17 protein-coding genes are annotated in these 15,463 nt (G+C 51.5%); all 17 read left to right on the top strand.

From position 1 onward, the window contains the following. Positions 1–55 precede the first annotated feature (55 nt). On the top strand, positions 56–892 hold the full coding sequence (gene folP / locus NT002_04930) for a dihydropteroate synthase (protein MCX6828608.1): 837 nt from the start codon (positions 56–58) through the stop codon (positions 890–892). 1 nt (position 893) lies between these two features. Further along, positions 894–1,655, top strand: a complete 762-nt coding sequence (gene cdaA, locus NT002_04925; GenBank protein ID MCX6828607.1) for a diadenylate cyclase CdaA — start codon at positions 894–896, stop codon at positions 1,653–1,655. 114 nt (positions 1,656–1,769) lie between these two features. Beyond that, positions 1,770–2,771: a GTPase ObgE gene (gene obgE, locus NT002_04920; GenBank protein MCX6828606.1), complete on the top strand. Its 1,002-nt coding sequence runs from the start codon at positions 1,770–1,772 to the stop codon at positions 2,769–2,771. Continuing rightward, positions 2,731–3,840, top strand: a complete 1,110-nt coding sequence (gene dprA, locus NT002_04915) for a DNA-processing protein DprA (protein ID MCX6828605.1) — start codon at positions 2,731–2,733, stop codon at positions 3,838–3,840. The genes obgE and dprA overlap by 41 nt, the downstream gene beginning before the upstream one ends. A 9-nt stretch (positions 3,841–3,849) precedes the next feature. Beyond that, the gene (locus NT002_04910) at positions 3,850–4,125 is read left to right on the top strand and encodes an HPr family phosphocarrier protein (protein MCX6828604.1); all 276 of its coding nucleotides are present in this window, start codon (positions 3,850–3,852) and stop codon (positions 4,123–4,125) included. A 60-nt stretch (positions 4,126–4,185) separates the two neighbouring features. Further along, positions 4,186–5,934, top strand: coding sequence for a phosphoenolpyruvate--protein phosphotransferase (gene ptsP, locus NT002_04905; GenBank protein MCX6828603.1), 1,749 nt, complete (start codon positions 4,186–4,188; stop codon positions 5,932–5,934). Between the two features lie 9 nt (positions 5,935–5,943). Beyond that, the gene (locus NT002_04900) at positions 5,944–7,008 is read left to right on the top strand and encodes a bifunctional phosphoglucose/phosphomannose isomerase (protein ID MCX6828602.1); all 1,065 of its coding nucleotides are present in this window, start codon (positions 5,944–5,946) and stop codon (positions 7,006–7,008) included. A gap of 131 nt (positions 7,009–7,139) precedes the next feature. Continuing rightward, on the top strand, positions 7,140–7,856 hold the full coding sequence (locus NT002_04895; GenBank protein ID MCX6828601.1) for a UDP-2,3-diacylglucosamine diphosphatase: 717 nt from the start codon (positions 7,140–7,142) through the stop codon (positions 7,854–7,856). A 12-nt stretch (positions 7,857–7,868) separates the two neighbouring features. Beyond that, positions 7,869–8,717: a pantoate--beta-alanine ligase gene (gene panC, locus NT002_04890; protein MCX6828600.1), complete on the top strand. Its 849-nt coding sequence runs from the start codon at positions 7,869–7,871 to the stop codon at positions 8,715–8,717. Between the two features lie 99 nt (positions 8,718–8,816). Further along, on the top strand, positions 8,817–9,620 hold the full coding sequence (locus tag NT002_04885) for a hypothetical protein (protein ID MCX6828599.1): 804 nt from the start codon (positions 8,817–8,819) through the stop codon (positions 9,618–9,620). Positions 9,621–9,759: 139 nt separating this feature from the next. Continuing rightward, a complete protein-coding gene (locus NT002_04880) occupies positions 9,760–10,566 on the top strand; it encodes a hypothetical protein (protein MCX6828598.1) in 807 nt (268 codons plus the stop codon). Positions 10,567–10,569: 3 nt separating this feature from the next. After that, on the top strand, positions 10,570–11,280 hold the full coding sequence (locus tag NT002_04875; GenBank protein ID MCX6828597.1) for a hypothetical protein: 711 nt from the start codon (positions 10,570–10,572) through the stop codon (positions 11,278–11,280). A gap of 1 nt (position 11,281) precedes the next feature. Continuing rightward, complete coding sequence (locus NT002_04870; GenBank protein ID MCX6828596.1) at positions 11,282–12,118, top strand: hypothetical protein; 837 nt, start codon at positions 11,282–11,284, stop codon at positions 12,116–12,118. Beyond that, entirely contained in the window at positions 12,115–12,753 is a 639-nt protein-coding gene (locus NT002_04865; protein MCX6828595.1) for a hypothetical protein, read from the top strand. Before NT002_04870 ends, NT002_04865 begins: the two co-directional genes overlap by 4 nt. A gap of 133 nt (positions 12,754–12,886) precedes the next feature. Then, the gene (locus NT002_04860; protein MCX6828594.1) at positions 12,887–13,873 is read left to right on the top strand and encodes a sugar phosphate nucleotidyltransferase; all 987 of its coding nucleotides are present in this window, start codon (positions 12,887–12,889) and stop codon (positions 13,871–13,873) included. Positions 13,874–13,898: 25 nt separating this feature from the next. Next, the gene (gene metK / locus NT002_04855) at positions 13,899–15,062 is read left to right on the top strand and encodes a methionine adenosyltransferase (GenBank protein ID MCX6828593.1); all 1,164 of its coding nucleotides are present in this window, start codon (positions 13,899–13,901) and stop codon (positions 15,060–15,062) included. A gap of 3 nt (positions 15,063–15,065) precedes the next feature. Beyond that, positions 15,066–15,463 (top strand): adenosylhomocysteinase (locus NT002_04850; protein MCX6828592.1); only part of this gene is annotated, 398 nt, incomplete at its 3' end.

The raw sequence follows: 15,463 nt of genomic DNA, 5'->3' as shown, positions 1-15,463 counted from the left end.
TGGAATAATAAAAAGTGCATCCATGTTTAGTTCAACGAATCACAGGATAATAGAAATGCCGCTTCCGAGAAATCGACAGCTCGAAATGCGAAAACCGATGGTGATGGGAATACTCAATGTTACGCCGGATTCCTTTTCGGACGGCGGGCGGTATGCGGAGCTGGACGCAGCGGTCGAGCGGGCCTGCCGGATAATAGAAGAAAGGGGAGATATAATTGATATCGGCGGGGAATCCTCCCGACCCGGCTCGGAACCTGTGGCTCTCAAAGATGAATTGGAGCGGGTGATTCCGGTGGTTCTGGCGGTTCGGAAAATCAGCGAGATACCGATTTCGATCGACACGACCAAGGCGGAGGTGGCCCGCCAGGCCATTGAAGCAGGCGCTGATATAATCAATGATATATCGGCTCTTCGTTTCGACGCCCAAATGGCGGAAGTGGCTATGGAATCGGGAGTGCCGGTGATTCTGATGCATATGCGGGGGCTTCCCAAAACGATGCAGGTTGATCCGATTTATGAGAATTGCGTGGCTGAGATAAAGGATTTTTTTCGTGAGAGGTTGGAGCAGTGTCGCAGATACGGCATTGAGCGGGAAAAGATAATTCTCGACCCCGGAATCGGGTTTGGCAAGAGGCTGGAGGATAATCTGGCGATTCTGAGGCATATTGCCGAATTCAAAGAGACAGGTTGTCCGATCATGGTGGGAACATCACGGAAATCATTTATCGGACATATTACCGGCGGCGCAAATGAAGCGGAGGAACGTATCGGTGGCTCGATTGCCTCGGCGCTGGTCGCATTAATGGGTGGGGCGGACATTATCCGGGTGCATGATGTGGCGGCGACGGTTGAGGCGATAAAAGTCTGGAAGGCCCTGCAGGAGAGTGAGTGATATGGAGTTGTTTCATTTCGGTTTTCTTTCTTTCCGATTGATAGACCTTCTTGATGTCCTGATAGTCTCACTCATCATTTACCAGCTTCTGGCGCTCATGAAAGGGACACGGGCGGCGCAGATGGTGACCGGTTTGGTCCTTATTTTTGTGGTGGCTTTTATTGCTTTCTGGTTCCAGTTGGAGGGGTTGTCGTGGCTTTTTTCCAATCTGGCCACGGTCGGATTCATTGTGCTGGTCATCGTCTTTCAGCCGGAACTTCGCTCGGCGCTGGCTCGGATGGGCCACTCCCGGCTATTCCAATACCTGATGCGGGTGGAGGAACAGAAATCGCTGGAGGAGATTTCGCGGGCGGCGGTGCGCCTTTCGGAACTACGTTATGGCGGGCTCATCGTGCTGGAAAGAGGGGAAGGGCTGCGCAATTATATCGAAACCGGTAAATTAATCAACGCCCAGATTTCCTGGGAGATAATCATTAATCTGTTCACCCCATATACTCCGCTTCATGATGGTGCGATTATAGTCACCGGGGACACGATTGCCGGGGCGGCCTGTACATTGCCCCTGACACAGTCGCCTGAATTTCGGAAACTGTACGGCATGCGGCATAAGGCGGCGATCGGTATTACGGAGGTTTCCGATGCCATATCGGTGGTGGTTTCGGAAGAGACGGGCGAGATATCGATAACTCATGACGGCCGGATGGAAAAAGATATCGACCGCGCCGAAGTTGCACAGAAACTTATCGCATATTTCAAGAAATAGCCGTTTCCGATAGATTAATCAGGTCAATGCAGTTAAATCTGGCTCTATTCGGTCATCTTTTGTATATTATAAATCCTTAATTTTAAAGCACTTTTGATACGGAATTGAAGCAGGATGTTTATCGATTACGCCGAGATTGAAATCAAGGGGGGCGATGGTGGCCCAGGATGTGTTGCATTTCGCCATGAGAAGTATGTTCCCAAGGGGGGGCCGGATGGCGGTGATGGCGGCCGAGGCGGGAGTGTAATATTCCGGGCCGACAGCAATCTGGCTACCCTGCTAGATTTCCGCTATAAGAAGGCATATAGGGCTGAAAACGGCCATCCGGGACAGGGGTCGCTCAAATCAGGGAAGGCCGGTGAGGATATTATTATCAGGGTGCCGGTGGGGACGATTATCATCAATCTGGAATCCGGCCAGACGTTGGCCGACCTCAATGAAGAAGGAAACGAGGTCGTACTGGCCCTCGGCGGGCGAGGGGGGCGGGGAAACAACCATTTCAAATCTCCCACAAATCAGACGCCGCGATATGCCGAAGAGGGGCGTGCGGGTGAGTCATTAAGACTATCGCTGGAATTGAAGTTGCTGGCTGATGTCGGGCTGGTGGGGCTTCCCAATGCCGGAAAATCAACGATGCTGGCGCGCCTCTCCGCGGCGAGGCCCAAAATTGCCGATTATCCGTTCACGACGCTCATTCCCAATCTGGGGATTGTTCGACTGCGGGAAATGAAATCATTTGTTCTGGCCGATATCCCCGGAATCATCGAGGGAGCATCACACGGGAAAGGGTTGGGCATCCAATTCCTGAAACATATCCAGCGGACGCGGGTGATTGTTTTTATGATAGATATTTTCACCTCTGATGATGTAGAGAAGACACTGGCGGTTTTGCGGCACGAACTAGAGAGTTTCGATCCGCGTTTGGCCAAACAGCCGCATATTGTGGTCTTGAGCAAAGGGGATTTGCTGGAAGAAAAAAAGCTAAAAGAGATTTACGCGAAAATTAATCCTGACTATATTCTTTGCTCGGCCCAGAGCGGGCTGGGAATTAAGGAATTGTTGGAACGAATCGAAAATGAACTTGACCGCCGGAGACCGGAAAAGCAGGCTAATTGACCTGATTACGTTGCTGGGCGTTGAAGGGATTGGTGTCGGCCGTCTCTACCAGTTGCTTCAGACATTCCCGGAGCCGGAGAGGATTCTCGCCGCTTCGGTAAGTGAATTATCCGACGCACCGGGAATTGGCCGGGAAACGGCTTCGAAAATCAAAGAGAAACAGAATCGGGAAAAGGCCGTAGAGGCGGTCGAGGAGATATACAAAAGGAACTGGCGATATTTTCTCTATGATGACCCGGATTATCCATTGCCGCTTAAGGATGTGGATGATCGTCCGCCGGTATTATTTTATATGGGGGAATATTGTGAATCCGATCACAATGCTATCGCTATCGTCGGTTCGCGCACGGCTTCAGAAGATGGGCGGCATTTCGCCGAGAGCCTGGCCGCAGCGTTAGTGGCCAGCGGGGTAACGGTTATATCGGGAATGGCCCGCGGCATTGATATGGCCGCGCATCGGGGTGTCCTGAAATCAGGCGGCCGAACCATTGCGGTGTTCGGTTCCTCTCTTGATATAATTTATCCTCCGGAAGGTCGTGAGACGGCCGGCAAGATTATTCAAAAGGGAGCCATTTTTTCCGAGCTTCTGCCGGGAACGATTCCTTACGGCCCGAATTTCCCTAAGAGAAATAGAATTATTTCGGGTCTTTCGCAGGGCGTGGTCGTAATCGAAGCGGCGGAAAGGTCGGGGGCTCTTTCGACGGCGGGTCATGCGCTGATCCAGAACCGCGAGGTATTTGCGGTGCCCGGTTCACCCCGGTCGGAGATGAGCAGGGGGACGAATAAGCTGATTAAACAGGGGGCTAGGCTTCTCACCACGGTTGATGACATTTTTTCCGAATTGCCGCGTTTAAAAGGGAAGGTTAAAGTGGAACAGATGCGGAAAGCGGAGGGCCTGACAGGGATGGAGCAACTGATAGTTCAGTCGATAGCCGATGAGCCGATACATATAGATGGTCTTTCGCGGAAGCTGAACACCCCGATTCCGGATTTGATGCAGGTTTTGCTGGCTTTGGAATTGAAAGGAATAGTGAAAGAATTATCCGGCAAGCGATATATTCTCAACTGAAATCGCCTCATGGTCAAGAAAACGGTTAAAGTGGTCAATCGTCTCGGAATGCATGCCCGCCCCTCGGCGATGTTTGTCAGCCACGCCTCCAAATTCAAAGCGGAAATATTTCTGGAGAAAGACCGGTTGGAGGTTAACGGGAAATCGATTATGGGGGTGATGATGCTGGCGGCGGAAGCAGGCTCGGAATTGATTATCACCGCCGAGGGTGAAGACGAAAATGAAGCGGTGGCGAGTCTGGCGGAATTAATCAGCTCCGGTTTCGGTGATTTGAAGAATTTATAATTTTATTGCATAGTTTCCGGTGTAACGATATTATTGGCTTAAACGAGCAGAAAGATTTAAATGGTAACCCGGAAAAAGAGTCCCCTGATTAAAGGCATTGCCGCTTCCCCGGGTCTGGCGTTTGGTGAGGCGAGGGTTATTTTCAAGTGGGAGCATTCCATTGAAGAACGGATTGTTCCTGCCTCCGGGGTGAATGCCGAGATTGCCCGGCTGGACAAGGCGGTGGAAGAGACGCTGGTCGAGTTGGAGCGGTGGCGCAAATCGGCCGGCCAGAAGATCGGCGGCCCGGTGGCCAAGATTTTCGATACCCAGGTAATGATTGCCTGCGATCATGATTTTCTCAATAAAGTTAAAGACGAGATAAAAAGCAGCCGGAAGAACGCCGAGTATGTTTACAGCATGCTGGTGGAGAATTCGCTGACGCCGCTGCGGATGTCGGGCGATGATTATATGCGGCAGATGGTATATGATATCGAAGCGGTTTCGCGGCGGATAATCAGTCATTTGATCGGGCTGGGAGAACATGCGGAGACACAGTTTCCGCCCGGGTGCATTTTTGTGGCGCAGGAGTTCACTCCGGCGGAAGTATTAAGTCTTTACGAAAGGCATGCCGCCGGGATTGTCACCTCGGGGGGCAGTGCCATTTCGCATATGGCTCTGGTGGCCCGTTCGCTCCTGATTCCGACCGTGGTCGGCGCGGTGCAATCGCATCTGAAAATAAAATCGGGCGACCGGGTGGTGATCGACGGTGATAATGGGACGGTGAGCATCAATCCGGGCGATGCCGAGTGGAAGGAGCTTCACAAACATAAGACTCAATTGACCACCCGTCATATATCGATGCTTCAGAATCTGCCGGAATTTCCGCCCAGGACCGCCGACGGCGTGGCCATAGATGTCGCCGCCAATATCGACCTTCCCGGTCCGGTCGATCAGATTTTATCTCAGCATAAGGTTGGCGTTGGTTTGTACCGGACGGAATTTCTTTATCTTCAGAATGGTTCTTTTCCTGCGGAGGATAAGCAATTTCTTGTCTATGATGCGGTGGTCAGCAAGTATTATCCGCAGCCGGTGGTTATCAGGACTTTCGATCTCGGATCGGATAAATACTTCATGAATGAGCATCAGGTCAAGGAGGGTAATCCGGCTCTGGGATGGCGGGGGATTCGGGCGGCGCTGGATATGCCCAAGATTTTCAAAGACCAGCTTCGCGCCATTTTGAGAGCGTCACATCGCGGGAATGTAAAAATATTGCTCCCCATGGTGGCCGATATTTCGGAACTCAAAAAGGCCCTGGATCTGATAAAGAGAGCGATGGTGGAACTGCGGCAGAAGAGTATCAAGTTTGACCGGGCGATTGAAGTGGGTGTGATGATCGAGGTACCCTCGGCCGCCGTGGCCGCCGAGCTGATGGCCGAGCGGGTTGCATTCTTTTCGATCGGTTCCAACGACCTGACTCAGTACACTCTGGCCGCTGACCGTGACAACGAAAGATTGGCGCGGATTTTCAATCCGCTCCATCCGGCGGTGCTGCGATTGATAGAGATTTCCATCGCGGCGGCCCGCAGAAGAAATATCCCGATTGCCATGTGCGGCGAGATGTCGGGCGATATTATCGCCATCCCGCTTTTGATCGGCCTGGGGATAACGCAACTTTCCATGAATCCCTCGAAACTGCCGGCGGCCTGCCGATTGATTACCAAACTAAATTATCAAAAGACGGTGGAATTGGCCGCGGCCATAATGAAAATGAAGACCTTAAAGGAAATTGAAGCACGCCTGCTGGACTACAACATGCTGTTGAAATAGAGGAAGAATATGAACACACTTGACGCGGTCGATAAGATGAAGGCTTTGGATCCTTCAGGAATGTATGACAAGATTTATCATTTCCCCGAGCAGCTTGAAAAGGCGCTGGCGATCGGAAAGGGAATTAATCCCGAACTCGGTCATTACCGGGATATCAAGAATATCATTGTCGCCGGCATGGGGGGGTCGGCCATAGGGGGAGACCTGGTTCGCTCTTATCTGGCCGGAACTATTAAGATTCCCTTTCATGTCTGCCGCCATTATCGTCTGCCGGAATTTGTCGACCGGGATTCGCTGGTAGTGGTATCATCTTATTCGGGAAATACGGAGGAAACTCTCTCGGCTTTGAGCGATGCCATGAGTCGCGGAGCCAGGGTGGCCTGTATCAGTTCAGGCGGTAAAGTGGCCGATATTGCCCGGGCCAATAATTTCCTGCTGGTCGAGTTGCCAAAGGGATTTCCGCCGCGGGCCGCGCTCGGTTTTTCTTTTGTGCCGCTTCTGATGCTGGTATCCAGGCTGAAGCTGATCGGGGAAGTCGAAAATGATATCTCCGAGTTGATTTTGGGGCTTAAAGCTTATCGCGATCGGTTTGCCGATGACACGTCGGCGGAAAATAACCCCGCCAAAACACTGGCACTAAGATTATACAAGAAGATTCCCATAATTTATTCCGGCCCGGAATTGACCGATGCGGTCGGCACCAGGTGGAAAGGGCAAATCTGCGAGAATGCCAAATGCCTGGCTTTTAACAATCAGTTTGCCGAATTCAATCATAACGAACTGGTCGGCTGGAATGTGATTGAAGCGTATCGCGACAGGATTATTGTCATTTATTTGCGCGATAATGACGACCACCCCCGGATTACTCGGCGCATGGAAATCGTGCGCACCATAATAGAAAAACTGAATGTTGACGTGGTCGATATTTTTTCTCACGGCGATTTTGCCCTGGGGAGGATTTTTTCGCTGATACAGTTGGGGGATTTTACCTCGTTCTATCTGGCCGTGCTCAATAATGTGGACCCGACCCCGGTCAAGGTGATCGATTTCCTAAAAGGAGAGCTGGAAAAGTAGGGGCACTTTTATCATTTCGTCCTAATGGGATTACGGGTGAAGACTGTTCGGGGTCTGTCGAGCAGGACGGGCCCGAGCGGGAGTTGATCCGTTTTTGACAATTCCCGTTACTTGTGTTATAATCATCTTCTATGGCGATCTATTTTTTTTCTGATGTGCATCTGGGCGCCTCGGACGCGGCCGGCGAGGATGTCAAATTGAAGAAACTGAACTCATTTCTGGAAAGAATCGAAAACGATGCCACCAAGGTCTTTATTCTGGGGGATCTGTTTGATTTCTGGTTTGAGTACAAACATGCCATCCCCAAGGAGCATGTCAAAGTGGTTTTTCGTCTGGCCTCGCTGGTGGAGCAGGGAAAGAAAGTTCACTATATCACCGGCAATCATGATTTTTGGCTGGGGGAGTTTTTGAGCCGCGAGGCGGGAATCACCATTCATCGTGACTGTTTCACAGTTACCGAGCAAGGGAAGAAGATATTCATGATTCACGGCGACGGCCTGTCACCCTCCGACCGGGGTTACCGGATTCTAAAAAAGATCCTGCGCAACCGATTCAATATCTGGCTTTACCGGAAGATTCCGCCCGACTGGGGTATCCCGCTGGCCAAGTATGTCTCGAGTTCATCGCGCGGCTATACGGCGGGTCGAGAACCGAAGTTTATCAAAGATTATGAGATGTATGCGGAAAAGAAGATTGCCGAGGGGAATGATATTGTCGTTATCGGCCATCTGCATCTGCCGATCTTAAAAGAAATGAAAGGGGGTGTTTATTTCAACACCGGCGATTTTATCGACCATTTCAGTTATGGCCGGCTGGAAAACGGCAATCTAACTCTTGAATATGTATAAAGTAATAATGAAATGGAAATTATCCGTGATATAAAGAAGATGCAGAGGCGCGCCCGAGCGCTGGCGGCGGCGGGAAAGAAAATCGGCCTTGTCCCCACGATGGGTTTCTTGCATGAGGGGCATATCTCTCTCATCAGGCGGGCGAAGAAATTATCCGACATTGTTATCACGACCATCTTTGTTAATCCGACCCAATTTGCACCCAATGAAGACTTTGGCCGCTATCCCAGGGATGAGAAAGGGGATTTGGCCAAAATCCGCGGTGCGGGTGGAGATATTGTATTCATTCCGAACGCGGAAAATATTTACCCGGAAGATTTCCAGACCTATGTGACGGCGGAAGAAATAACGAAGAGCCTTGATGGGGCGGTTCGGCCGGGTCATTTCCGCGGGGTAACCACGATTGTCGCCAAGCTGTTCAATATTACCCGCCCCGACGTGGCGCTGTTCGGGATGAAAGATTATCAGCAAGCGATCGTGCTGAAGCAGATGGTCAGAGATCTTAATTTCCCCATCAAGATGATTATTGCGCCGACCAAGCGGGAAAAGGATGGCCTGGCGATGTCATCACGCAATAAATATTTCTCCCCGGAGCAGAGGAAAGAGGTGGTTTGCCTTTATCAGGCGCTGGAGGCCGCACGAAAGATGATAAAGGTAAAAGGGGCAAGGAACCCAGAGCTTGTAAGGAATGAGATGAAACGGATCATAAAGAGTTTCTGCCCGACCGCCCAAATAGATTATATCGCTTTCACTGATTTTGAAACCCTGAAGCCGGTAATGAAGATTGATGCCGATTGCGTATGTTCACTGGCGGTGAGATTGTATGGAGTGAGGTTGATTGACAACATGAGGCTGCTATGATTTTTACAGACGGGACACCTTAATACTCAGGGAATTAATATGAGAGTGTTTGCAGGCGCAATTCCCATTGCATTTATTTTAATAAATGGAATGCATTCGATGGCGCTGGCAGCGAATTCTTCCGGCTCTCTTTTCCGGACCGAGCGGACGGCTGTTCTTATCTTTGTTATTTTTTTCTCGGCGGTTATTGTTCTCTATACACGCTGGGCGAGAATGGGGCGGAAGCTTTTCATAAGGAAGATTCCCGGGCTCGATGCGGTTGAAGAGGCGGTCGGCCGGGCGACCGAGATGGGGCGGCCGGTGCTCTTTGTCCCCGGAATAGAAGAGCTTGACAGTATTCAGACGGTGGCGGCGGTTTCGATACTGGGGCGGATTGCCCGAATAACCGCGCAGTATGATACCCCTTTAATAGTGCCGGTCAACTATCCCCTGATTCTGGCGGCGGGACAGGAAGTCGTGGAAAATGCCTATATCGAAATGGGGAAGAAAGATGCCTATAATAAAGATATCGTGCGGTACGTAGCGGGGGAGCAGTTTGCGCTGGCGGCTGCGATCAACGGTATCATGATACGGGAGCGGCCGGCGGCCAATATTCTGATGGGGGCTTTTTATGCCGAATCGCTTCTCTTGACCGAAACCGGGAATATCGCCGGTTCCATTCAGATCGCCGGCACCGCCGAGCCGGAGCAATTGCCGTTTTTCATCTGCTCCTGCGACTATACGTTGATGGGGGAGGAGCTTTATGCCGCCTCCAGCTATCTGAGTCACGAACCGCTGCTGCTGGGCGGATTGAAGGGGCAGGATTTGATAAAGATCATCCTTGTCATTGCCATTCTGGTCGGGACAATTCTGACGACATTCAACATAGGAGACTGGTTCCAGTCGTTATTTGTGACAGGATAATGATTAATTACTTATGAGCACTCGTTCTCGGTTGACATCGCCGGCGCGAAAGGGTTATCTTAGGATCGTGTATAGAGTGCCCGGATTATCCTCATTGCGAATATTCTCCCTCACAATTTTTCTGGCTGGCTGTTTGACCGTGCCGGCATCGGCCCAGAATATCCCCGATTCGATATTCCGGGTCGATCGGACGGCGATTCTGGTTTTTGCTGTGGTGTTCACGACGCTGATTCTTCTTTACACCCATTGGGCGCGGCAAGGAAAGAGCCTCTTTGTCCGCAAGATTTCGGGATTGGACGCAATCGAGGAGGCGGTCGGACGGGCCACCGAGATGGGAAAGCCGGTGCTCTTCATTCCAGGCATTTCGGAGATTGACGAGATCGAGACGATTGCCGGCCTTTCGATACTGGGGCGGGTGGCCAGAATAACCGCTCAGTACGAGACACCGCTAATCGTGCCGGTGCGGTATCCGATGGTGCTGGCAGCCGGACAGGAAGTAGTGGAGCAGGCATATGCCTCGATGGGGAAGAAAGATGCTTATGATCGGGATACGGTAAAATATGTCGCGGGAGAGCAATTTGCATTCACGGCCACGGTCAATGGCATTATGATGCGTGACCGTCCGGCCGCCAATATATATATGGGAGCCTTTTTTGCCGAGTCGTTGCTTCTGGCCGAGACCGGCAATGCCGCCGGTTCGATACAGATTGCCGGAACGGCCCGCCCCGAGCAGTTGCCTTTTTTCGTAGCGGCCTGTGATTATACCCTGATGGGAGAGGAACTGTATGCCGCCTCGAGTTATCTCAGCCATGAGCCCCTTCTGCTGGGCGGATTGAAGGGGCAGGATTTCATCAAAATTATTCTGGTGGTTATGATTATTATCGGGGTGATACTGTTGACCCTGGGGATTGGCGAAGGATTTAAAGATCTTCTGAAAACAGGTTAGATAATGAAAACGACGGTTCCGGTCATAGTAGCATTTCTTTCCGGCCTGATTATGGTGGTCGGCTTCTTTTTCAATCCGGCCAGGACGGTGCTGGGGAATATCGAAGAAGAGGTTCTTCAGTGGGTGACCATTGTCGGCGGCTTTACCCTTCTTCTTGGGGTCGTATCGATTGTCAGGGTGAATTCCCGTACCGTAAGTCAGAGGAAAAGCGGCTGGTTGTTCAATCTGGCCACTTTAATATCGATTTTTGCCATGGCGATTCCTTCCGTGATGCCGGTTTCGGCGAAATCTGCGGTCGGGAAAGTCATGTACAGTATTCTGCCCGAAAGCTGGGGGCCGCTATTTGGTACCGGCAACGGATCTATTTATGATTGGCTATTCAATTATCTTGATGCGCCGATGATGGCGACGATGTTCGCCATGCTGGCGTTTTATATCGCCTCGGCGGCATATCGAGCGTTTCGGGCTCGCAACGCCGAAGCCACACTGCTTCTGGTGACCGCCGTGCTGGTGATGCTCTGGCGTATCCCGATGGGGGAGGCGTTCCTGCGGCTTTTCGGCGATAATGTTCCAGGTTATATAAATACTTTCGTGATGAACGGCGTCAACGTGGCGGTGCAGCGCGGGATTATAATCGGCGCGGCGCTGGGCGCGGCCTCGATGTCGCTGCGAATCATGCTTGGTATCGAGCGCACCTATATGGGGAAGAGTTAAGATGGGTTTCTGGGAAAGAGTGGCCGGGCTGGATCGCCGCTGGATATATCTTCTGGTGGCGATATCAGTCATTGTCCCGATGCTGGTGATTATCAAGTTTCCGGTCGAAATCAGCCCCGAGGCCCAGCAGCTCTATGATGCGGTCGAATCACTCCCCGACAGCTCGGAGGTTTTCCTTACTTTCGACTATTATCCCTCAACGTTGGCAGAAACCGAGCCGATGTCGATAGCGGCGCTCAACCAGATGTTTCGAAAGAACATGAGGATCATCACCATGACCACGATCCCGCTGGGAGGCCCCTCCATTGCCGAACGGGTGACCCGCAAATTGGCGGCTGAGTACAACAAGGTTTACGGGATCGACTATGTCAATCTGGGATATAAGGCCAACTATGTGGCGGTCTTAAAAGGGATGGGCAACTCGATCGAGTCTATTTATCCGGCGGATAATTCCGGAACCCCGCTGAAAGAGCTGCCCCTGATGAATCGGGTGAAAAACTATAATGACGTAAAATTCATATATGTCGTGGCGGATAACGGTATCGTTGATTACTGGATTTCGATAGTCAACGCCCAGTTTGGTGTTCCGGTTGGGGCCGGTGTGACGGCGGTCATGGCGCCGAAGATGTATTCCTTTTTGGAGGCCAAGCAGCTGACCGGCCTTCTGGGTGGAATGAAAGGGGCGGCCGAATATGAATTGCTGGTCAAGCACGAGGGTAATGCCATTCGCGGGATGGATGCTCAGTCGATGGTGCATCTGCTGATAATCTTCTTGGTCGTAATCGGCAATATCGGTTTCTTTGTCAGCCGGAAGGACGGGAAAGGGGTGAGGAAATGAGTCTGGTGGAAAATCTCCAGATATGGCTTGGAGCGTTCCTCGTTCTTTCCCTATTCTCTTTTCTCTACAAGGATAATCCGTTCTATAAGCTGGCCGAGCATGTCTTTGCGGGGCTTTCGGCCGGGTATTATGTCGGTCTGGTTTGGCAGGCGGTGATTATCCAGCAATTGGTCAACCCAATGTTTGATGATGGACGCTGGTGGCTTCTTTTCCCGGCCATGCTGGGCGTATTGATGTTTGCGAGGTTTTTTGCCAAATGGTCCTGGATCAGTCGCGCCTCGCTGGCCTTTGTTATGGGGAATACGGCCGGAGTGTTTCTTATTTCGCAACTGCACGGGCTTATCCTGCCGCAGGTTCGCTCGACCATGCTTTCGCTCGACCCGCGTCAGGGATTTGCCGGCACCCTGCTGGCGCTGGTGATCGTTATCGGGGTCATTTCCACCTTGATATATTTCTATTTCTCCAAGGAACATAAGGGGGCGCTGGGAGTCACCGCCCAGGTCGGAATCTGGTTCATCATGATTTCATTTGGGGCGCATTTCGGTTATACGGTCATGGCCCGGATATCGCTTCTTATCGGCCAAGTTCAATTTCTTATGTTTGACTGGCTGGGCAGTATCAGGCAACTCTTTTAGCGAGCGTTTCGCTCCTCAATAGGGGAATTTTCTTCCTATTTCCGACGCCATTCCCGGACACTGATTTTTGTGGCAAAAATGGTTTGCCTTTTTCCCCCGGTCAGCCCTATATTGGCGCAGGTTATTAGCTGCCATGAGAAAAGGTTTGAAAATTGTCATTCCAGTCGCCGGCGCAGGGACACGGATGCGCCCGCACACTTATGCCGTGCCGAAAGCGCTTCTGCCGATTGCCGGGAAGCCGGTTCTATCGCATATTCTGGATCCGCTTCTGCTGTTAAATCCCGAAGAGGTAATCTTTGTAATCGGGCATCTGGGCGATCATATTGTTGAATATGTTCAGAGCAACTATCTGGTCAAGACCTCGTTTGTGGAGCAGAAGGAGCTTCTGGGGCTGGGGTATGCCATTTATCTGGCGTTGCAGAAGGCCGAAGGCGGCCCGGTATTGATAATTCTGGGGGATACAATTGCCCGCACTGATTTCAAGGAATTTATTAAGTCTGGCTCCAACGTTATAGGCTTGAAAAAGGTTACCGACCCGCGACGTTTCGGCGTGGCGGTTGTGGAGGAAGCCCGGGTTTTGGCGTTGGAGGAGAAGCCGCAGAATCCCAAATCGGATCTGGCCCTAGTGGGACTCTACTATTTTGAGAAATCGGAAATTCTCAGGGAACACCTGGCAGAGATTGTTGCCGAGGGGAGAAAAACCAGCGGCGAAATACAGTTGACCGATGCCCTGGAGGCGATGATAGTCGATGGCTGTGGATTTGCCCCATTTGTTGTTGATGGCTGGTATGATTGCGGCAACCGGGAAAATTTTATCGAAACCAACCGTTTGCTTCTAACGGAATCGAATCTGTCGGCCGACTACCCCGGCTCCATCATAATCCCGCCGGTTCATATTGCGGAATCGGCGATCATAGAAGAATCGATCATCGGTCCTTATGTCTCGGTATCAGATAACGCCCGAATAAATCGTTCGATAATCCGTGATTCCATAATTGGAAAAAGGGCTCATGTCGAGTTCAGTCTGCTCGAGCAGTCGCTGGTGGGGGAGAAAGCGACGGTGCGGGGAACTTTCAGTCATATCAATATTGCCAAATATGCGGAAATAGGAAATTTTTAAGAATATCTGAAGAAGGAGCACTTTCATGCCTGAAGGGAACTTCCTTTTTACCTCCGAATCGGTAACCGAGGGGCATCCGGATAAAGTCTGCGATCAGATTTCTGACGCCGTTCTGGATGATGTTTTAAGGCAGGACAAGAAGGGACGAGTGGCCTGTGAATGTTTTGTCACGGTTGGTCTGGCGATTGTGGGAGGTGAAATCACGACCACGGGATATGCCGATATACCAAAACTGGTGCGCGGTCTGGTAGCCGATATCGGATATACTGATCCCAAATTTGGATTTGCTTATAATTCGATAGGAATACTTAATGCGATCGGGTCGCAGTCGCCCGATATTGCGCAGGGAGTGGATATCGGCGGCGCCGGAGATCAGGGGTTGATGTCCGGGTATGCCTGCCGCGAGACAGCGGAACTGATGCCGCTTCCGATCATGCTGGCCCACAAACTGACCAAACGTCTGGCCGAAGTGCGCAAGAAAAAGATTTTGCCGTATCTCGGTCCGGATGGAAAGTCGCAGGTTACGGTCGAATATCGCGACAAGAAGCCGGTGCGTATTGAAGCTATCGTGGTTTCGGCCCATCACACCGAAGATATACTCGATGAAACCGGAAGGAAAATCACCGAGAAGGCGCGCCAGGAAATTATCGCCCAGGTGGTCAAGCCGATTATTCCGGCGGAAATGCTCGATGCCGATACGAAATATTATGTCAACCCGACCGGCAAGTTTGTGATCGGCGGGCCGCAGTCGGATACCGGGATGACCGGGCGGAAAATCATCGTCGATACGTACGGCGGGATGGCCAGCCATGGCGGCGGCGCTTTTTCAGGCAAGGACCCGACCAAGGTCGACCGCTCGGCCTCATACATGGCCCGTTATATCGCCAAAAATATTGTGGCCGCCGGACTGGCGGAGAAGTGCACTATCCAGCTGGCTTATGCTATTGGCGTGGCCGAGCCGGTTTCCGTTATGATCTTCACCGACAAAACCAATAAGATCGACTATAAGCATATGATAGAACTGGTGAGGAAGAATTTTGACCTGACGCCCCGCGGGATTATTGCCTCTCTGGACCTGCTTCGCCCGATATATCGTAAGACGGCGGCGTACGGTCATTTCGGCTGGAGTGACCCCGATTATACCTGGGAAAAAACTGATAAGGTTAAAGATCTACTGAAGGACGCATAAAACATGAGTAAGGTCAATTGCGATATTGCCGATCCAAAAAAGGCACCCGAAGGGAAACTTCGTATCGAATGGGCCGAGCACAATATGCCGGTGCTGCGGCTGATACGGGAACGGTTTGCCAGAGAGAAGCCGCTGAAGGGGATCAATCTGGCCTGTTGTCTGCATGTGACCACCGAGACAGCCGGCCTGATGGCGACGCTGAGAGCGGGCGGGGCCAATACCGCCCTCTGCGCCTCGAACCCTCTTTCGACTCAGGATGATGTGGCCGCCTCGCTGGTGAGAGATTTTGGTATTCCCGTTTTCGCAATCAACGCCGAAGAAAAAACAACTTACTATAAGCATATTCATCAGGCGCTCGATTTTCACCCGCATATCACCATGGATGACGGCGCCGATCTGGT

This window comes from Candidatus Zixiibacteriota bacterium, from assembly GCA_026397505.1.
Classification (GTDB): Bacteria; Zixibacteria; MSB-5A5; order GN15; family PGXB01; genus JAPLUR01.
The sequence above is the reverse complement of the archived record's forward strand: the minus strand, read 5'-3'. Positions and strand labels throughout refer to the sequence as shown.